Raw genomic sequence first — 19,725 nt, 5'->3', positions numbered from 1 at the left:
TCGCCTGCCGGGACGACAGACCCTGGGAGCAGGAGACGCCGCCCGGGTGCAGGTCGCTCGCTCCCGGGCAATGGACTGCCCCGTGTGGGAGACGGCCTTGATGCCCCGGTGATCACCGCGACCCGCTACCCCGAAAGCCGGCGGCCGCCGGGCGGTCAGCCGACAGGGTGGACGGCGTAGTCGCCGAGCAGGTCGGCGTAGACGTCGACGGAGGTGGAGCCGGCGTTGTACAGGGCGATCTCGCCGTCGGCGCCGACCTTGACCAGAGCGCCGTTGGCCGCGGTGTGACCGGCGGTGAAGTCGACCGAGTGCACGCCGGGGCGGGAGGTGCCGTCGGCGTAGGCGACGAGGTAGCCGCTGCCGGACGGCGTGGGCACCGTGAGGTTGAGATCGACGGCGCGCACCCCGCTCGCCGGGACCCCGTGCGCCCCGGTGACCTTGAGCTTGAGCGTGGCGTGGGCACCGAGCTTGGCGATCCTTCCGCTTCCGGTGCCGGTCCGGGTGTTGAGGATCCGCGCCGGGGTGACGGGCTGGTACTCCGCACCGTTCGCCGTGGGGCCGTACCAGCCGACGAGGTCCGCGACGAGGTTCGCCGACGACCTGCTGGTGTTGTGCAGCACGACCTTGCCGTCCACCAGCGGGACCATGACCTGGTCGGACGCGGTCTGGCCCGTGGTCCAGTACGGGCCCGTCACATCGGAGCCGGAAATGCCGTGGGTGGAGACGGTGAGGTGGCCCGACCCCTTGGTGGTGGTCGCCGCGACGTTGAGCACCACCGCGTCGGCCCCCGTCGGGACGCCGTGGGTGCCGGCGACCGACAGCGTGACCGAGTGGCCGCCCGCGACCGGGCCGGTGATGCCACCGGTGCCGGTGCGGGTGTCGAGCAGGCGGACCGGCGTGGCCGGGTGGTAGGTGCGGGCGAACTGGGCGTGCGAGTGGAGGCCGACCGTGGCGACCTCGACGGTCACCGGGCCGGAGCTGCCGTTGTAGAGGTCGACCGAACCGGTCGGGGTGACCTTGACGGTCGCCTCGTTGGTGGCCGTCCGGCCGGCCTCGAAGTTGATGCTGGAGGTGCCCGGCCGGGTGGTGCCGGCGGTGTAGAGGGTCAGGGAGCCGCTCGCCTTGGCCTCGCTGGTGACGATCTGCAGTTGGGCCGCGTCCACACCGTTGCTATTGGCCTGCAGGGTGGCCGCCGAGAGCTTCAGGACCCCGTGGGCGGGGATGGTCTTCTCGGTGTCGTACTCCGGGGTCATGGGCACGAAGGCGTCCGCGGCGTGGAAGGCCGTCTTGGCGGTGGTGGTCCGGCCGAGCAGATCCGTCTGCGTCAGCGTGGCGGTGTAGGTGCCGGGCGCCGGGTACTGGTGCTCCGCCTGCTGGGCATCGACGGCCAGGTTCTCCTGGCTGCCGTCGCCGTACGTCAGGGTCCGGTACGCGATCTCCCACGCGTCCGCCGGTTTCGGAATGGTGAAGCGCGCGTACCCCGCGTTGACCTGCCCGTCGTTCGTGGTGTCCGCGGCGCCGGAGAGCGACGCGGTGGGTGGGACGGCCGTACCCGCCACGGCAGCGTTCTCATACCCGGTCCGGCTCGTACCGTCGGCGTCGGTCACCGTGATCCTCGCGTTGTACCTGCCCGGCGTGGTGTAGCTGTGCGCGACGGGGTCGCCAGGGGTGCCGGTGGCCGGGGCGCTGCCGTCCCCGAAGTCGAACGAGTACGTGAGTGGTTCGCCCCACGAACTGGTGGCGCCGGTCTTGAACGAGGTGACCAACGGTGCGACGCCGGTCGCCGGCGACGGATAGTCGCCGTTCGGGACAGCGATGATGTCGTGCCGCTCGAAGGCTCCCCGGTCGGGGTGGGTCGTGCCCGTGCCGGTGTCGGCGACGAGTCGGTCGTCGACCCGCGGGGCTTCTTGGATGTCGGCGCTCAGCTCGCCGGGCGCGTCTGCGTCGGCCGAGTCGATGAGGGGGGAGTGTTCGGACGGTGCCGCGAGGGACAGCACATTGAGCCCGTCGATGTCGTGTGTGCCCTGCCCGGTCGCGTCCCGCAGTGCCGCGGTGGTGGCGTAGGAGGCGCCGGCCCAGGAGTACTCGGCGCGCGGCCGGGCGGAACTGCCGACACCGTTCGCCGCCACGTTGTAGTCGCCGGTGACCCCGCCCGCCGAGTCGGCCGACACCGCGTAGAGCGGAGCGGTGGGTGCCGGGCACGTAGCGCTCTGCCTCGCCGCCGCGGAGGCGACCACGTTGTTCTCCACCACCCCGGCGCTTCCGCCGTCCAGCGAGATTCCGGTGGCGCACGGCGTGAAGACCGTATTGCTCGTCACGTCCGCGCCGGTCGTCCCGCTCACCGCGATCCCGCCCTGCCGCGGGGTGGTCACCACGTTGGTCGTGGCGGTGACCCGTGCCGCTCCCGCCTCCACCCGTACGCCGTACGCGTATCCGTCGGCGATCCAGTTCCGCGACACGGTCACGTCCGAGGACGTGCCGTCCACGGTGACCGCGGTCCCCGTGCCGGAGGCCGACAGCACGGGGCGGTTGTACGTCAGCCGGTCGAGGGTGACGCCTTCGGACGCCGTCACCGCCACCCCGTCTCCGTCGTCGTAGGCGACCGTCAGCGATTCGACGTGTACGTCATGCACCGCTTTCAGTGTCAGCGCCGGCGCGGAGCCGGGCCACGCGAGCACCGCCCGCGAGCCGCCCACGCCGAGGGGCGCCCCGGTGAACGTGATCGGCGCGTCCTTGGTGCCCGACCGCGTCAAGGTCACCGATCCGGAGTACGGGTTGTTGTTCGGCGACTCGATCCGGACCGTCTGCCCCGGCTCCACCACATCCGCCGCCGCCTGCACCGTGCAGAAGGGCACGTCCTGAGTGCCCGCACCGCTGTCGCTGCATGCCACGTCGTGGTTCACGTACAACGTCCCGGCCGATTCCGCGTCCGCCGTCGCCTCACCGGTGCCCCAGCCGCTCACCATCCCCGCCACGACGAGCACGGCCACGGGCACCCCGACAGCGGGGCGAGGTCTACGCATGAAGTCTCCATGGAGGATGCGCGGGGGAGGCGATGAGCCCTGGGGCGTGATGCCCAGCGTCGAAACGCACCGCCATGATCTCCACCTCGGCCCCAAGAAACGGCCATGATCCACCCTTTCCTTGCTCAAAACCGGGAAGAACAAGGGGACTTGGGGCGGATCCGGTTTTCGGTGGATCGCCGGGCACGCCGATATGGACGTGATCGGCAGCCGACACGAAAACACCCCCGCCGAATATCTTCGGCGGGGGTGTTTGCCCTGGTAGGGCGGCTGTGGCTGGGGCCGGGGTCGAACCGGCGACCTTCCGCTTTTCAGGCGGACGCTCGTACCAACTGAGCTACCCAGCCACGAGGTTTCACGTGAAACCTCAGCGGTCCTGACGGGATTTGAACCCGCGGCCTCCACCTTGACAGGGTGGCGAGCACTCCAAACTGCTCCACAGGACCAAGCGTTGTGTACGACAGTGTCGCACACGATGTTGCGTGCCCCCAACGGGATTCGAACCCGTGCTACCGCCTTGAAAGGGCGGCGTCCTAGGCCGCTAGACGATGAGGGCTATCGGCCCGCCTGGGCGCTTCTCAGCGCGTCGGGGACGTGAGAAGCATATGGGATGGGAGGAGGGTTCGCCAAAACGGTTTAGGGGGCGCTCGGCGTGGAGGCCGCGCCGGGCCGGGTCGGACTCGCGCCGGAACGGCCCGTGGGCGTGCTGCTGGGGGGCGTGCTGCTCGGGGGTGCGCTGCTCGGGATGGGGCTTGCGCCCGGCAGGTTTTCTGCGGGCAGGTGGCGGGTCACCTCCGCCGTCGTCAGGCCCAGACCGCCGAGCCTGATCTCGTCCCAGGCCTGGAGCCGGCGGGTGTCCCGGTCCAGGTAGAGGATCGAGGCCTCGATGGGGGCCGGGTACTTGTGCTCGACCGCGCGCAGGCCGCTGCCGCCCGTCGAGCCCTCCAGGCGCAGCCGGGTGCCGTGCTTCATGACCTCCATCTCCTCGTGGTGCAGATGGCCGGCCAGGACCAGGGGCACCTCGCCGTCGGTTTTGCGGGCGGCCGTCGGCTCGTGGGTGATCGCGATGTCGACGGGGGTCCCTGCGGCCTTCTGGTCGCGGAGGGACGAGGCCAGACGGTCGCCCGCCAGCTCCTCCGCCTGCTCGCCGCCCGGTGCGACCGAGCGGTCGGGCGTGAACTGCGGGTCGCCGATCCCGGCGAAGCGCAGGCCCGCGACGGTGATCGCCCTGCCGTCGTCCAGGACGTGGACGTTCTTCATGCGCTCCAGGTAGCGCTGGGTGATGCGGGAGTCGTGGTTGCCGCGGACCCAGACGTACGGGGCACCGAGGGTGGCGATCGGGTCCAGGAAGCCGTTCTCCGCCGCCGTGCCGTGGTCCATGGTGTCGCCCGAGTCGACGATCACGTTGACGTCGTACTGCTGCACCAGGGACGCGATGATCTTCCAGCTCGCCGGGTTGAGGTGGATGTCGGAGACGTGCAGGACGCGGATGGTCGTCGGATCGGGTTCGTACGCGGGGAGGGTGGACGTGACGTCGTACAGTCTCGTCACGTTCGTCACCAGGCGTGCCAGTTCCTTCTGGTAGACATCGAATTCGGTGACGATGTTGCGGGCGTTGCCGACCAGGGAGGGCGCGGAGGACAGCAGGCCGGAGAACTTCGGTTCCAGGACCGACCGGGGGTTCCAGGTGGCGTAGGCCGTTCCTCCGGAGGCGGCGAGGAGGGTGAGCGCCAGGCCGCCGGCGGCGAGGGCGCGGCGTGGCCGGCGGTAGACCGCCAGGCCCAGTGCGGTGGCGCCGGAGACCACCGCCACGCAGGAGCGGACGGCGAGGTCGAGCGTGCCGTGTGCCACGTCGTGGGTGATCTCCTGCTGGAGGCCGGAGATCCGCTCGGGGTGGTCGACCAGGGCCTGGGCGCGGACCGGGTCGAGCTGGTCGACGTTGACGTCGAGGCGGACGGGGGCCTCGTGGCTGTCCAGCTTCAGTGCGCCGAGCGGGGACACGTTGATCTTCGTGCCGCCGGTGAGGGAGGGACGCAGGGCCATGGTGGTGTTCATAGGGCCGACCGGGACCCGTACGGCGCCCACGATCAGCAGGCCGAGCCAGGCACCCAGGAGTACGACGGCGACCATGCCGAGTGCCCGGAGCCAGGGGTGGGGCTGGGGGACGAGTTCGACGGCCGGGTGGGGACGGAGTGAGCGGTAGTGCCGGGTGAGGGCGCCTGACACCCTTCGTATGCGGTCCGGGGCTGCGAGGAGGACGCGGGCCATTGGTCCCGTATGCCCAGGTTCCGGGGTGGGTATGCGGGGCGCCGCACGACTCTCGTACAAGGGTGTACGGCTCTCGTAGGAGGGTGTCGTATCCGACAATGAGCCTGTGCTGGAGATGACGCGCGAGGAGTTCGAGGAACTGGTCGCGGAGGCGCTCGACCGGATCCCGCCGGAGCTGACACGGCTGATGGACAACGTGGCGGTGTTCGTCGAGGACGAGCCCCCCGTCGACGACCCCGAGCTGCTCGGGCTGTACGAGGGGACTCCGCTGACGGAACGCGGGGAGTGGTACGCGGGGGTGCTGCCGGACCGGATCACGGTCTACCGGGGGCCGACCCTGCGGATGTGCGAGACGCGGGAGGACGTGGTGGCGGAGACCGAGGTGACCGTGGTCCACGAGATCGCGCATCACTTCGGGATCGACGACGAACGGTTGCATACGCTCGGGTACGGGTGACATCGGGTTCACGGGCGTGTGATCACGGGCGTGATCGCAGGCCTGATCACGGGCCTCTGGTCACGGGTCTCTGATCACGGACGTGTGACGCTCTGTCGGCGTGGCGCGTGTCTTCTTGCGGGCGGCGGGAGTTGGGCAGGGGGACTCCTCACACCCCCCTGGAGGTGGCTGCCCGTGCGCGCCTGTTACGTACCCGTCCGTCTGGCCGCCGCGGTGATGGCCGTCACCGCGGCCGCCGGCTGTATGAGCGTCGGGGACGACGCGGGCAGTCCTTCGCCGTCGCACTCGGCGGGACGGCGCGGTGGGGCCGCGCCGGACGGGGGGTCGACGGCGGGCATGGGCGGGAGCGGGGGCTGGGGCGGAGCCGCGGTCAAGGGAGGTTCGGCCGAGCCGGACGAGTCCGCGTCCGGGGCCTCCGCGTCGCCTTCCGCGTCGGAGTCCGGGCACGGCCACCGGGACAAGGGTGCCAAGCCGACCGCCAAGGGGACGTCGAAGAACGGCAACGGGGATGGTGGCGGGGTGGTGCCGCCCACCCCGACGGAGGAGCAGCCCGATCCCACGCAGACGTCGGAGGAGCCGTCGCCGACCCAGGAGCCGGATCCGCCGTCGCCGTCCCCGACGACCGCCGAGCCGTCGTCCTCGGCGCACGAGCAGACCACGCAGCTGGTGCGGAGGGAGCCGGCGCCTCGGGCGGGGTATCCGGCGGCGTAGCCGGTGAGGGTGCCGTGTGGCGTTCCGTCTCCGGTGCGGCTCCGGCCGCCGTCTCCCCGGTGGTGCGGGTGCAGGGGGCCTGTGGCGGCCCGGGGCGGCCGTGTGGTGAGAGTCACTCGGGATGGGCGCGGCGCGGTTTGCACTTGGTGGGGGCGGGTGCGTATGGTGGTAGATCGTTTGATCCCATTTGCCCGGCGCCAACATAGACGCGCCGCGTGTGGCGCGTACTCTCCCTTGCCGTGGCCGGACCGCATTGAGGCGGTCGATTGCGACTTTCACGGAGTTTGGGCGCGTGCCGTGAACTCCGGAAGGTTCGCATTTCGCATGTCTTTTGCCAGTACTGAGCACATCGTCCTGCCCGAGGACACCGAGGTCGAGGTCGCCGAGGCTGCCGAGGCCACCGACCAGACCGCCGCCCCCGAGATCACCTTCTCCGATCTCGGTCTGCCCGAGGGCATCGTCCGCAAGCTGGCGCAGAACGGCGTCACCGTCCCCTTCCCGATCCAGGCCGCGACCATCCCGGACGCCCTGGTCGGCAAGGACATCCTCGGCCGTGGCCGCACCGGCTCCGGCAAGACGCTGTCCTTCGGTCTGCCGACCCTGGCCACCCTGGCCGGCGGCCGTACCGAGAAGAAGAAGCCGCGGGCCGTGATCCTCACCCCGACCCGTGAGCTGGCCATGCAGGTCGCGGACGCGCTGCAGCCCTACGGCGACGTGCTCGGGCTGAAGATGAAGGTCGTGTGCGGCGGCACCTCCATGGGCAACCAGATCTACGCCCTGGAGCGGGGCGTGGACATCCTCGTCGCCACCCCGGGCCGCCTTCGCGACATCATCAACCGCGGCGCCTGCTCTCTCGAGGACGTGCAGATCGCCGTGCTCGACGAGGCCGACCAGATGTCCGACCTGGGCTTCCTGCCCGAGGTCACCGAGCTGCTCGACCAGGTGCCGGCCGGCGGCCAGCGCATGCTGTTCTCCGCGACCATGGAGAACGAGATCCAGACGCTCGTCGACCGGTACCTCAACGCGCCGGTGAGCCACGAGGTCGACGCCGCCCAGGGCGCGGTCACGACGATGTCGCACCACGTCTTCGTCGTGAAGCCCAAGGACAAGGCCCCGGTCACCGCCGCCATCGCCTCCCGCAAGGGGCGGACCATCGTCTTCGTCCGTACGCAGCTCGGCGCCGACCGCGTCGCGGAGCAGATGCGCGACGCAGGTGTGAAGGCGGACGCGCTGCACGGCGGCATGACCCAGGGCGCGCGCACCCGGACGCTGGCCGACTTCAAGGACGGGTACGTGAACGTGCTCGTCGCGACGGACGTCGCGGCCCGCGGCATTCACGTCGACGGGATCGACCTCGTGCTCAACGTGGACCCCGCCGGGGACCACAAGGACTACCTGCACCGCGCCGGTCGTACGGCCCGCGCCGGCCGTACGGGCACCGTGGTCTCCCTCGCCCTGCCGCACCAGCGGCGCCAGATCTTCCGGCTGATGGAGGACGCGGGCGTCGACGCCTCGCGCCACATCATCCAGGGCGGGGCCGCGTTCGACCCCGAGGTCGCCGAGATCACCGGCGCCCGGTCCATGACCGAGGTCCAGGCCGAGTCCGCCGGGAACGCCGCGCAGCAGGCCGAGCGGGACGTCGCGCACCTCACCAAGCAGTTGGAGCGCGCCACGCGGCGCGCGGCCGAGCTGCGCGAGGAGGCCGACCGGCTGGTCGCCCGGGCCGCCCGGGAGCGGGGCGAGGACCCGGAGGCGGCGATCGCGGCCGCCGCGGGGGCTTCGGCGGCGGCCGAGCAGGCCCCGGCGCAGGCTTCCACCGCCTCGGCCGAGGCCGCCGACGCGCCGGTGGCGGAGATCTCCGTACCGGAGCAGCCGACCGCACAGGACGCCGAGCGGGTCGTGCGCGCCGAGCGGGTCGAGCGTGAGGAGCGTACGTCCGGTTCGTCGTCGTACGAGCGCCGCGAGCGCCGGGACGACCGGGGCGGCTTCAACCGTGACCGTGACCGGGACCGTGGCTTCGACCGTCGGGACGGCGACCGTGGGTTCGACCGTCGGGACGGCGACCGTGGTGGCCGTTCGTTCGAGCGGCGTGACGACCGTGGCGGGTTCCGTCGCGACAACGACCGTGACCGTCGCCCCTTCGACCGCGAGCGCCGGGACGACCGGGGCGGCTTCAACCGCGACCGGGACCGGGACCGTGGCTTCGACCGTCGGGACGGCGACCGTGGGTTCGACCGTCGGGACGGCGACCGTGGTGGCCGTTCGTTCGAGCGGCGTGACGACCGTGGCGGGTTCCGTCGCGACAACGACCGTGACCGTCGCCCCTTCGACCGCGACCGCCGCGAGGCCGACCGTGGTGGCCGTTCGTTCGAGCGGCGTGACGACCGTGGCGGGTTCCGTCGCGACAACGACCGTGACCGCCGCCCCTTCGAGCGGCGCGACGAGCGCGGTGGTCACCGTGGCAGCGACCGCCCGTTCAACCGCGACCGCCAGGGCGACCGCCCCGGCTTCCGCTCCGGCGCCCACGACCGCCCCTACGGCCGTCGTGACGACCACCGCGGCACCGGCTCCGGCTCCTTCGGCCGCCGCGAGGACAAGCCGCGCTGGAAGCGCAACGGCTGACGCCGACTGAACGCGGAAGGGCCCGTACGACTCCGGTCGTGCGGGCCCTTCTCGCGTTCCTGAGGTGCATCAACAGTTCACCGTTTATCAACTACCTCTACTACTGGGACAGTTGTTAGCATCCTTTGACTTCGACTTGGCATGGAGGGGGCGCGGCCGAGGAGCTTCCGGCCGCCACGCATGCCGTTCTCGTTCCCTTGGGGAGGGACCCTTGTCTCGGCGCGTTCGCGCACGCTCTTCGGCGACCCGGCGCGGCCGGATCGCACTCACCTTGCTGGGCCTGGCCGCTCTCGGCGCCGGCTCGCTGACCACCGCGGTGCCTGCGGCCGCCGACACCATCACCCTGCCGTTCAAGCCGAACGGCCTGTGGGGCATCGACTACGCGGGTGGTGTGCTCACCACGGTGGAGCGGGCGCCGAACGGCGACCCGTACGTCACCAACCGCCCGGTCTCCGCCGACGGCACCACGGCGGGCGACCGCGACACCCGCGGCTATGCCGGCACGTTCGCGAACGGCGCCCATGTGCAGCAGGTGCCCTGCGACGCCGGCGCCTGCGTGCCGCTGCGGTCCGCGGGCAACGGCGACGTCGGCTACTTCTTCGGCAACGCCGAGGGCGAGGAGGGCAAGGAGAAGGCCCAGATCTGGACGAGCAGGAACAGCTACCACTCGGCCGCCGAACCCGTCGTCACCGGCGGCCGGTTCGTCGACATCACCGGCCGCTACTACGTCTACAACGCGGCCTCGACCGGCAAGCAGTACGTCGACGCCGTGCAGCCGTACCTCGTGCACGACGTACGCCTGACCCGCTCGGTCACCGCCGCCTCCGTGTGGGGCCAGCGGCTGTACACGCCGGGCTCCGGGAACGGCACGGTCACCGGGTACGACCTGGAGCAGCGCAGGACGGTCGAGACGCTCGCCACCGGGGCGCCCTGCACGGTCAAGGAACTTCAGGTGGTGGGCCGCTGGGTCTACTGGAACTGCGGCGCCACCGGCCCGGCGGGCGTGTACGACCGTACGGCGAAGAGGGCGATCACCGTGCCGTCCGGGCCGGCCCTCGTCGGGGACGGATACCTCGTCCGGCACGACCGGACGGCCGGGAAGCTGATGCTCACCGACTTCCACACCGGTACGGCCGAGACCGCGCGCGAGATCGCCGACCTGCCGGCCGGGAACACCGCCGACCAGCGGCGGCAGACCTGGTCCGTGGACAAGTTCGGCGGTGACATCGCGTACGCGGACGCGGACGGAAGCGTGCACGTGGTGCAGAGCGGGGTGCCCTCCCAGCCGCTGGCGGTGATCGAGTCCGAGGTCGCCGACGGGCACGTCGACGTCAAGGACCTCTGGTGGAACAGCACCTGGCAGCTCAACAAGCCGGCCAGGTGGACCTTCACCGTGAAGGACGCCCAGGGGCGCACCGTGCACACCGAGACGGGTACCGGCACCGCTCCCGAGGCCGGCTGGAACGGCAAGTCGGACGCGGGGGCCCTCCTGTACAACGCCGCCTACAGCTGGACCCTGACGGCCACGGCCACCGAGGGCACCGGCACGTACAGCACCGGCGGCATCATCGGGCTCAGCGGCGGTCTGCAGGGCCACCACGACCAGGGCGGCTACAGCTACGGCGAACTGGTCACCCTCAACTCCTCCGGCGGCCTGACCCTGCACTACACCAAGGGCAAGGGCACCTTCGACTGGAAGCAGTCCGCCTCCGGCTGGCCCGCAGGGACCGTGGCCGTTCCCTTCGGCGACCTGACCGGCGACCGGTGCGCCGAGATGCTGATCCGCATGCCGAACGGCGAACTGCGCCGCTACACGGGCCGCTGCGGCGTGTCGTACACCCCGTCGAACAGCCGCCTGACGCTCGGCACCGGGTGGAACCAGTACGACGTTCTCACCGCGCCGGGTGACGTCACCAAGGACGGCCGCCCGGACCTGATCGCCCGCAACGCCTCGACAGGCGCGGTGTACCTCTACAAGGGGACCAGCACCGGCAAGCTGGCAGCGCGCGTGAAGCTGTACGACAACTGGAAGACGTACAAGAAGATCGTCGGGGCCGGTGACCTCAACGGCGACGGGATCGGTGACCTGGTCGCTCAGGACAAGGCGAACAACCTGTACCGGTACTTCGGGAAGGGCGACGGCACCTTCGCGCCGCGGGTGAAGATCGCCACCGGCTGGGGTGCCTCGTACAACGCGGTCGTCGGTATCGGCGACATCACCGGCGACGGGAAGGCGGACCTGGTCGCCCGCGACACGGCGGGGAATCTCTTCCGGCAGGCCGGTTACGGCAACGGAACCTTCGCGGCGCGGGTGAAGATCGGTACGGGCTGGCAGAGCTACAAGGGCATTTTCTAGTCACCCTGTGACGCATGTCACGCCCCCGGTGAGGGAATCGCTGGGGGCATGACAGATGACGCCAGAGTGAGTGGGCTGTCGGACGAGGAACGGCTGGCCCAGCTCGGTTACACGCAGGTTCTCGCCCGCCGCATGTCGGCGTTCTCCAACTACGCGGTCTCCTTCACGATCATCTCGGTCCTGTCGGGCTGCCTCACCCTCTACCTGTTCGGCATGAACACGGGTGGCCCGGCCGCGATGACCTGGGGTTGGGTCGCCGTCGGCCTGATGACCCTGTTCGTCGGCCTGTCCATGGCCGAGATCTGTTCGGCCTACCCGACCTCCGCGGGCCTGTACTTCTGGGCCCACCGCCTCGCGCCCCCGCGCACCGCGGCCGCCTGGGCCTGGTTCACGGGCTGGTTCAACGTGCTGGGCCAGGTGGCGGTGACGGCGGGCATCGACTTCGGGGCCGCCTCCTTCCTCGGCGCGTATCTGAACCTCCAGTTCGACTTCGAGGTCACGCCCGGCCGCACGGTCCTGTTGTTCGCGGCGATCCTGCTTCTGCACGGTCTGCTGAACACCTTCGGCGTCCGGATCGTCGCCCTCCTCAACAGCGTGAGCGTGTGGTGGCACGTGCTGGGGGTGGGACTCATCGTGGGCGCGCTGGCATTCGTACCCGACCACCACCAGTCGGCCTCCTTCGTGTTCACCAAGTTCGTGAACAACACCGGCTGGGGCAGCGGGGTGTACGTGGTGCTGCTGGGCCTGCTGATGGCCCAGTACACCTTCACCGGTTACGACGCCTCCGCCCATATGACGGAGGAGACCCACGACGCGTCGACGGCGGGCCCGAAGGGCATCGTGCAGTCCATCTGGACGTCGTGGATCGCGGGTTTCGTCCTCATCCTGGGCTTCACCTTCGCCATCCAGTCCTACGACGGCGCCCGCACGTCCCCGACCGGCGCGCCGCCCGCCCAGATCCTGCTCGACGCGCTCGGCGCGACTGCCGGCAAGCTGCTCCTGCTCGTCGTCATCGGGGCGCAGCTCTTCTGCGGGATGGCCTCGGTGACCGCCAACAGCCGGATGATCTACGCCTTCGCACGGGACGGGGCGCTGCCGTACTCGCACCTGTGGCACACGGTCAGCCCCCGCACCCGTACCCCCGTCGCCGCCGTCTGGCTCGCGGCGGGCGGCGCGCTCGCCCTCGGCCTGCCGTACCTGATCAACTACACGGCCTACGCCGCCGTCACGTCCATCGCCGTCATCGGCCTGTACGTCGCCTACGTCATCCCGACCCTGCTGCGGCTGCGCAAGGGCGAGGCCTTCGAACGGGGGCCCTGGCACCTGGGCCGCTGGTCGACGGTGATCGGCGTGGTGTCGGTGGCGTGGGTCGGCGTGATCACGATCCTCTTCATGCTGCCCCAGGTCTCCCCGGTCACCTGGGAGACCTTCAACTACGCCCCGGTCGCCGTCCTGGTGGTGCTGGGCTTCGCGGCGACATGGTGGCTGGCATCCGCCCGGCACTGGTTCCTGAACCCGGACCACGCGCGCACGCTCGCGCGGGAGGCCGCGCGGGCGGCTTCGCCCGAACCGGTCGATCCGTAACACTTCCGGAGCACTGACACCCTGTTCCGCCGTTCGACGTGGCCGGGTCCCCGATACCCGATCGGAGACACGGCCACGTCCGGCTATGCTCGGGTAGGCAACATCGCCTGGGCCCTTAGCTCAATTGGCAGAGCAGTGGACTTTTAATCCATTGGTTGTGGGTTCGAGTCCCACAGGGCCTACGGTTCGCAGGCGGGCTATATGCCCTCTGACCTGCTACGCAGCGCCCGGGTCGGCTTCGGCCGACTCGGGCGCTGTGGCGTTTTCGAGGTTCTGCGTGAGCGATGCGTGAGCGGACGGGCTGGGGACGCCCCATGTGGAGAGCACCCAACAGGCTCAAGCCGTCAGGTCGTTCCGAAGCCGAGCCGGCTGCCGCTCGCCGAGATCGGCCGGGGGGCGATTCGCACACGATGGCAGAGGAGCGCGGCGCGGCGGCGCGCCTGTCTGCGGGAGGTGCCGGAGGTCCGGCCTGCGGGCGGGTGCAGCGCCGACAGGCCATTGGAGGAAACTCCAGATTCCCACCTGGCAGTGCGGCGATCGAGCGGGAGGCGTTGACGAACAAGGTGGCGCTTTCTACTGCGCGGCTTCCTGCAGCGGATCTCGATCCTGCTCGGCCTGCTCGTCGGCCCCCTCGCGGCGATCCCGCTCGCCGAGGTCGACCTGCACGCGCTCAGCAGCCTGCCGGTGTTCGAGCTGCCGCACCCCTTCGCCTTCGGCGCACCGCGCTTCGAGGCAGCCTCGATCATCTCCATGCTGGTGGTGATGGTGGTCTCGATGACCGAGTCCACCGCTGACATGATCGCGCTCGGCGAGGTCGTGGAGCGGCCCGTGGATCTGAATGCCGGATCGAACGCGATCATCGTGGCGGTCAGCCTGGCCTTCGGGATCTTCCCCATCGCTTTCCCGGGCTTCTATCACGCCTTCCCCGAGCAGGTCGCGACCGTGCTGAGCTCGGGCATTTCGGCAGGCTGGCTGCTGGCGATCACACTGAACCTGCTCTTCAATCACCTGGGCAAAGGACGCGAGGTCCCGCAGGCATAGAAGAAGGCGAGCGTGAAGGCGGCCAGGCCGAGGAGAACATCGGGCTCCTCTCTGACGCGGGACGCCCCAGGCAACTGCCTGGGGCGTCGTGATGGCTGCCGCCTGCCGTGCGCGCACGGCGTTCAGCGGTTGATGAGATGGGCCGACCCGAGTGCCGGGGACCGGCTCGTGAGCGTCAGACGATGCGCTTGCGGCCCAGGAGGAAGACGAACACCGCGACGGCGGCGGTCAGGGCGAAGAGGATCGAGGCACCGAACCACTGCATGCCGCTCATCTGCGTGCTCGGCAGGTAGTCCACCGACCAGCCCACGAGGTCGTACTTCTGGGCACAGGCCTTGTCCGACAGCCCCTCGCGCACGCAGGTGCCCCAGCCGTAGGTCTGCCCGGAACCCGAGAGGTACGACCGGTCGAGCTCCAGGGCGCCTTCAGGCAGATGCGCGTACGCGGTGTCGCCGATGATTCCCTTGTCGGTGGTGATCGTGACGACCTGGCCGAGGCTCAGCCGCTGCATGTGCCAGACCACCTGGACGACGACGGCGAAGGCGAAGGTGACGACCATGGAGATCAGGGTGCGGCGCAGGAGCATGCCGATCGCCACGGCGCCCACGAAGGTGAAGAGCGCGAGCGCGACGGGCACGGGTCCGGTGTTGTCGAACGCGGGGCCCTCGCTCCACCCCAGAACCTGGTCCACGTTCTTGACGGGGTGCCACCACCAGCCGAACGTGACGGACAGCGCCGCCGTGGACACGACGACCACCAGGGCGCTGATCCCGAGCTTGGTGGCCAGCCAGCGGCTTGGGCTGACGGACTGGCAGCTGACGAGTTTCGCGGTGCCGTTTTCCAGGTCACCGGCGAGCAGCGGGGCGCCGAGGAAGACGCCGAGCAGGATGGGGATGAACCCGAGGCCGTAGGCCACCAGCTGGAACTGGGGGGCGTACGTCAGTGCGCCCTCCAGCCACTTGTCGGACGCCGCGTCAGGCCAGCCATGTGCGGTGAGGGCGTCCACCAGGCCGGTGCGCAGATAGGCGATCACTGCCATGGAGGCGGCGGTGGCGGCGAGGATGGTCCAGAAGCCGGCCCGGTGCTGGCGCCAGATGAGCCACGTCAGGCCGCTGAGCCGGAAGCCGCGAGTGGTCATGGGGGACGCGGTGGACCCGTTGGGCCCGATGGCGGAGGTCCCGGTCAGGCTGCTCATGCCGCCACCGTCCGCGTGCCGTTGGAGGCGCCCGAGCCGTAGGCCTGCCCCGGGACATGGGCTTCGGGGCTGATCAGGGGTGGCGCGTCGGGGCAGCGCAGATAGGAGAGCAGCAGTTCCTCCAAGTTCGGGGTGACGGCCTGCCACTGGCCGGTCACCGGGCCGTTGGGGCGTATGAGGGCGTTGACCTGGCGTCCGCTGGTGCGGCACTCGACGACGGTGTGGCCGGCGAGCTCCGCCGGAACGCCCTGGGCGGGGCCCTGCGGCCGGCTGTTGCCCTCGCCGCTCGCGACACCGCTCAACAGCACATGGGCGCTGCGGAGTTCGTCCACGTCACCGGCCATGCGCAGTCCGCCCGAGGAGACGACGAGGAGAAAGTCGCAGATGCTCTCCAGCTCGCTGAGCATGTGGGAGGACATCAGCACAGTGGTGCCGTGTTCGGCGGCCTCGGCCATCAACGTGCTCATGAGCTCCCGGCGGACCAGCGGGTCGAGGTCGGACATCGGCTCGTCGAGCATCAGCAGGTCGGGGCGCTTGCCGAAGGCGAGGGCGAAGGCGACCCGGGTGCGCTGGCCACCGGAGAGGGTGCCGATCTTCGCTTCCATGGGCACATTGCCCGCGCGGACGACGTTCTCGGCGGCCCGCTGGTCCCAGCGGGGGTTCAGTTCGCGTCCCATGCGCAGCGTCTCGGCCACGGTGAAGCGGCGGAACAGCGGCTTCTCCTGGGCGAGGAACGCCGTGCGCTGTCCCGCCTCCGTGGATTCCGGTGCCGCGCCGAACACCTTGAGGGTGCCGTCCGTCGGCTGCAGCAGATTGGCGGCGATGCCCATCAGCGTCGTCTTTCCCGCGCCGTTGGGGCCCACCAGCCCGCAGATCCGGCCGGCCGGCAGCCGGAACGAGCAGTCCCGCAAGGCCCAGCCGCGACGGTACTTCACGCCCACCCCGTAGGCCTCTATCGCCGACGCCTCCGCCGGACCCCCGACGTCCATGGCATCCCTGGCGTTACTCACTGGTACCTCGTTTCTGGACTCAACGTCGTTCCGGCGGTCGCCGTGTTCTCGCCGTACCGCTCCTCCAGGACCGACGTGACCAGCGCGGTCACGTCCTCCCGCTCCAGGCCGGCCTCGCGTGCCCGTGTCATCCACGCCTCCAGCTCCCCGCGCAACGGGGAGTCGGCGCCCGCCTGGGGGCGGGCCAGTGACCGGCGAATGAAGGTGCCCAGGCCGGGCCGTGGCTCGACCAGACCTTCGCGTTCCAGCTCCCGGTACGCCTTGAGCGTGGTGTTCGGGTTGACCGCGCAGGTCTCGGCGACCTCCTTGGCGGTGGGCAGCCGGTCCCCCGGCATCAGAACGCCCAGCCGCAGGGCCTGCTTGGTCTGCTGGACGATCTGCTGATAGGCGGCGATCCCGCTCCGCCTGTCGATGCGGAACTCCACGAGCTTCAACACCCTTTAGCTACTTGATTAGTGAAATGATGATGTGGCGGTAGGCCGAGACCTGTCAAACGGATCGGCTCCCACGGCACCGCGCCGAGACGGAACGGTGACCGAGCCATGACATTGGCAGACCGAGCACATGGCCCAGGACATGGCCGAGGGCACGCAGAAGCGCCCAGACCGGTTTGCCCGGTCGGGGCGCTTCGTTCTTCGGCGACATCGGGGTTGTCGGGCGACATCGGGGTTGTCGACGCCCTCGGGTTGTTCGGCGACCTCGGGTTGTTCGGCGCCCTCGGGAAGGTCCCGGTGCAGGTGCCCTGGAACCGGGGGGTGCCGGCCAGGCGCCGGTCAGCCCGCCGTCAGTTCCGTGAGTGGCAGCGTGTGCTGCGTGTGGACCACCTTCGCGCGGAGGTAGCGGACGTTCTGGGCCGTGGTGAAGACGCCCGTGGGGACGCGGTGGGTGACGGTGAGGCCCAGGGTGCGGAGCTGGTCCGCCTTGTCGGGGTTGTTGGAGAGCAGGTCCAGGGTGTCGATGCCGAGGGCGCGGAGCATCTGCCCGGCGGCCGTGTAGTCCCGGGCGTCCTCCGGCAGACCGAGCGCGGCGTTGGCCTCGTAGGTGTCCAGGCCCTGGTCCTGGAGGGCGTACGCGTCGAGCTTGTTGTAGAGGCCGATGCCGCGGCCCTCCTGGCGGAGGTAGAGCAGGACGCCGCCGCTGTCCGCGATGCGTTCCACCGCCTCGCGCAGCTGGGGGCCGCAGTCGCAGCGGGCCGAGCCGAAGACGTCGCCGGTCAGGCACTCGGAGTGCAGGCGCACCAGCGGCGGGCGGTCGGCGGGCACCTCGCCGAGGATCACGGCCACGTGCTCCTGGCCGTCGGTGAGTCCGTGGAAGGTGACCAGGTCGGCGGTGACCGTGTAGCCGTCGCCGAAGCGGAGCGGGACCGTCACGCGGGTGCGGACCGTGGCGGCGGGGAGGTCGGTCGCGGCTTGGGTGTCGTTCGCGTCGCGCATGTGTGTCGTCTTTCTCCGGTCCGGCGGTTGCGGGTGCGGAGGGTGCGCCCCATGCTTCAGATTTGAAGCACAACCTCGGTCGGAGACTCTAACTCCTGCTTTAAAGTTCAAGCAACCTTTTTTGGGGGGAATTACGGCGCCGACGAACGCCTTCGCCACGGCAGCGCCCCGCACGCCGACTGCTCCTCGTCCCCTTGGAGGGCCTCCGTGATCCGTGCGCAGATCGCCTCCAGCTGACCCACCTGCTCGGGGGTGAGGTGATCGAAAACCGATGCGCGGACTGTCTCCACGTGGCCCGGCGCCGTACGCTCCAGGAGCGCCATGCCCTCGTCCGTCAGGACCGCCATGCTGCCCCGCTTGTCGGTCGGGCACCCTTCCCGGCGGACGGTGCCGTCCTTCTCCAGGCGGGTGACGACGTACGTCAGCCGACTACGGGTGATCTTCGTGGCCTCGGCGAGGTCGGTCATCCGCATGCGGTGGTCGGGTGCGTCGGAGAGGTGGGCCAGTACGGAGTAGTACAGGTGCGGCATGCCGGCCTCCTGCTGGAGCTGCCGGTCGATCGTGTCCTCCAGGAGCCACGACGCGGCGATGTACGAGCGCCAGGCGCGCTCTTCCTCCGGGGTGAGCCAGCGGGTCGTCATACTGACAGTGTAGTTATTGTTTAAAAGTTGAACCAAGCCTCCCTGTTGGACCACGCCTTACTGGAGTGCACCTCATGGCCCACCCCTACGTCCTGTTGTCCGCCGCCGTCTCCCTCGACGGTTTCCTGGACGACACCGGGCCCGAGCGGCTCCTGCTGTCCGGGCCGGAGGACTTCGACCGGGTCGACGAGGTGCGGGCGGGCAGCGACGCGATCCTCGTCGGGGCGGGCACCCTGCGCACCGACAACCCGCGGCTGCTCGTCTACTCGGCCGAACGGCGCGCGGCCCGGGTCGCCGCGCGGCTGCCGGAGTACCCGCTGAAGGTCACGGTCAGCGCGTCCGGCGACCTCGATCCGCAGGCCCGCTTCTGGCACACGGGCGGCGCGAAGATCGTCTATACGACGGACAAGGGCGCGGAGCGGCTGCGCGGACTGCTGCCGGCCGACGTGGAGGTGGCCGCGCTCGGGCCGGACGTCGAGTGGCGGGCCGTGCTCGCCCATCTGGGCGACGTCAAGGGCGTACGGCGGCTGATGGTCGAGGGCGGCGGACGCGTGCACACGCAGCTGCTCCAGCAGGGGCTCGCGGACGAGCTCCAGCTCGTGGTCGCGCCACTGTTCGTGGGGGAGACGGCCGCGCCGCGGATGTTCGGGCCGGGGGTGTATCCGGCGGGGCGGATGCGGCTGGTGGAGACGCGACCGGTCGGGGACGTCGTGCTGGTGCGGTACGTCCCCACGGCGCCCGGCACGGGGAGGCTCGCCTCCGCCGCGGACCGGCGGTGGCTGGAGGTGGCCTGCGAACTGGCGGCACAGTGTCCGCCCTCCCCGACGGCCTTCAGCGTGGGGGCGGTGATCGTCGCGGCCGACGGTACGGAGCTGGCGCGGGCGCACTCCCGTGAGGGGGGCGACCCCGTGGTCCACGCGGAGGAGGCGGCGCTGGCCAAGCTCGACCCGGCGGATCCCCGGCTGGTCACCGCCACGGTGTACAGCAGCCTGGAACCGTGCGCCCGCCGCGCCTCCCGGCCCGCGCCGTGCGCCCGGCTCATTCTCGACGCCGGAGTACGACGGGTGGTGACGGCCTGGCGCGAACCGGACACGTTCGTGCAGTCGGCCGACGGAAGCGGGCTGCTGGCGGCGCACGGGGTGGACGTGGTGGTGCTCCCGGAGTACGAGGACCGAGCGAAGGCTCCGAACGCCCATCTGGTGCCGCCGGCCTCCCGGGCCTGACGCACGGGCCGACATTGCGGCGGGCGGGCGGGCGTACGGGCTGACGTGTGGCGGGCGGGCGGGCGGGCGGGCGGGCGTGCGGGCGTGCGGGCGTGCGGGCGGCGTACGGGCTGACGTGTGGCGGGCGTGAGGGCGGGCGTACGGGCTGACGTGTGGCGGGC

The 19,725-nt window shown here is 70.6% G+C and carries 14 protein-coding genes and 4 tRNA genes; 8 read left to right on the top strand and 10 right to left on the bottom strand.

The genetic code is table 11. The features are described from left to right. Positions 1 to 155: 155 nt before the first annotated feature. From Q2K21_RS34695 to Q2K21_RS34675, 5 genes are all read right to left on the bottom strand, one after another. Positions 156 to 3,023: a PKD domain-containing protein gene (locus Q2K21_RS34695; protein ID WP_310779934.1), complete on the bottom strand. Its 2,868-nt coding sequence runs from the start codon at positions 3,021 to 3,023 to the stop codon at positions 156 to 158. A 273-nt stretch (positions 3,024 to 3,296) separates the two neighbouring features. Continuing rightward, a tRNA-Phe gene (locus Q2K21_RS34690) sits at positions 3,297 to 3,370 on the bottom strand. Between the two features lie 24 nt (positions 3,371 to 3,394). Beyond that, a tRNA-Asp gene (locus Q2K21_RS34685) sits at positions 3,395 to 3,469 on the bottom strand. Between the two features lie 37 nt (positions 3,470 to 3,506). Further along, a tRNA-Glu gene (locus Q2K21_RS34680) sits at positions 3,507 to 3,579 on the bottom strand. A gap of 80 nt (positions 3,580 to 3,659) precedes the next feature. Then, positions 3,660 to 5,291 carry a metallophosphoesterase family protein gene (locus Q2K21_RS34675; protein WP_310779932.1) on the bottom strand — a complete coding sequence of 544 codons (1,632 nt, stop codon included), beginning with the start codon at positions 5,289 to 5,291 and terminating at the stop codon, positions 3,660 to 3,662. Positions 5,292 to 5,397: 106 nt separating this feature from the next. On the opposite strand from Q2K21_RS34675, the gene Q2K21_RS34670 reads away from it, so the two are divergent. The 7 genes from Q2K21_RS34670 to Q2K21_RS34640 all read left to right on the top strand — a co-directional run bounded on the left by Q2K21_RS34670 (position 5,398) and on the right by Q2K21_RS34640 (position 14,062). Continuing rightward, positions 5,398 to 5,748, top strand: a complete 351-nt coding sequence (locus Q2K21_RS34670; protein WP_310779931.1) for a metallopeptidase family protein — start codon at positions 5,398 to 5,400, stop codon at positions 5,746 to 5,748. A gap of 174 nt (positions 5,749 to 5,922) precedes the next feature. Then, on the top strand, positions 5,923 to 6,459 hold the full coding sequence (locus Q2K21_RS34665) for a hypothetical protein (RefSeq protein ID WP_310779929.1): 537 nt from the start codon (positions 5,923 to 5,925) through the stop codon (positions 6,457 to 6,459). Positions 6,460 to 6,783: 324 nt separating this feature from the next. After that, positions 6,784 to 9,081 carry a DEAD/DEAH box helicase gene (locus Q2K21_RS34660; RefSeq protein ID WP_310779927.1) on the top strand — a complete coding sequence of 766 codons (2,298 nt, stop codon included), beginning with the start codon at positions 6,784 to 6,786 and terminating at the stop codon, positions 9,079 to 9,081. 211 nt (positions 9,082 to 9,292) lie between these two features. Continuing rightward, a complete protein-coding gene (locus Q2K21_RS34655) occupies positions 9,293 to 11,437 on the top strand; it encodes an FG-GAP repeat domain-containing protein (RefSeq protein ID WP_310779925.1) in 2,145 nt (714 codons plus the stop codon). Positions 11,438 to 11,485: 48 nt separating this feature from the next. After that, positions 11,486 to 13,021, top strand: coding sequence for an amino acid permease (locus Q2K21_RS34650; protein ID WP_310779923.1), 1,536 nt, complete (start codon positions 11,486 to 11,488; stop codon positions 13,019 to 13,021). Positions 13,022 to 13,130: 109 nt separating this feature from the next. Then, a tRNA-Lys gene (locus Q2K21_RS34645) sits at positions 13,131 to 13,203 on the top strand. A gap of 394 nt (positions 13,204 to 13,597) precedes the next feature. After that, a complete protein-coding gene (locus Q2K21_RS34640) occupies positions 13,598 to 14,062 on the top strand; it encodes a solute carrier family 23 protein (protein WP_310781385.1) in 465 nt (154 codons plus the stop codon). A 175-nt stretch (positions 14,063 to 14,237) separates the two neighbouring features. Here Q2K21_RS34640 and Q2K21_RS34635 read toward each other — a convergent pair whose 3' ends face one another. The 5 genes from Q2K21_RS34635 to Q2K21_RS34615 form a co-directional block, all read right to left on the bottom strand. Further along, complete coding sequence (locus Q2K21_RS34635) at positions 14,238 to 15,257, bottom strand: ABC transporter (RefSeq protein WP_310779921.1); 1,020 nt, start codon at positions 15,255 to 15,257, stop codon at positions 14,238 to 14,240. Beyond that, positions 15,254 to 16,246, bottom strand: a complete 993-nt coding sequence (locus Q2K21_RS34630) for an ABC transporter ATP-binding protein (protein WP_310781384.1) — start codon at positions 16,244 to 16,246, stop codon at positions 15,254 to 15,256. Before Q2K21_RS34630 ends, Q2K21_RS34635 begins: the two co-directional genes overlap by 4 nt. Before the next feature lie 17 nt (positions 16,247 to 16,263). Continuing rightward, positions 16,264 to 16,704: a GntR family transcriptional regulator gene (locus tag Q2K21_RS34625; RefSeq protein ID WP_386275921.1), complete on the bottom strand. Its 441-nt coding sequence runs from the start codon at positions 16,702 to 16,704 to the stop codon at positions 16,264 to 16,266. Between the two features lie 336 nt (positions 16,705 to 17,040). After that, complete coding sequence (locus tag Q2K21_RS34620) at positions 17,041 to 17,700, bottom strand: GTP cyclohydrolase II (RefSeq protein ID WP_310779919.1); 660 nt, start codon at positions 17,698 to 17,700, stop codon at positions 17,041 to 17,043. A gap of 131 nt (positions 17,701 to 17,831) precedes the next feature. Continuing rightward, positions 17,832 to 18,341: a MarR family winged helix-turn-helix transcriptional regulator gene (locus Q2K21_RS34615; protein ID WP_310779917.1), complete on the bottom strand. Its 510-nt coding sequence runs from the start codon at positions 18,339 to 18,341 to the stop codon at positions 17,832 to 17,834. 74 nt (positions 18,342 to 18,415) lie between these two features. Here Q2K21_RS34615 and Q2K21_RS34610 point away from each other — a divergent pair, with 74 nt between their 5' ends. Beyond that, positions 18,416 to 19,564, top strand: a complete 1,149-nt coding sequence (locus Q2K21_RS34610) for a dihydrofolate reductase family protein (RefSeq protein ID WP_310779915.1) — start codon at positions 18,416 to 18,418, stop codon at positions 19,562 to 19,564. The last annotated feature ends 161 nt before the right edge of the window (positions 19,565 to 19,725 follow it).

Source organism: Streptomyces sp. CGMCC 4.7035, assembly GCF_031583065.1.
Classification (GTDB): Bacteria; Actinomycetota; Actinomycetes; order Streptomycetales; family Streptomycetaceae; genus Streptomyces; species Streptomyces yaanensis.
Note: the sequence above shows the minus strand (reverse complement) of the source record. Positions and strands in the feature narration are given on the sequence as shown.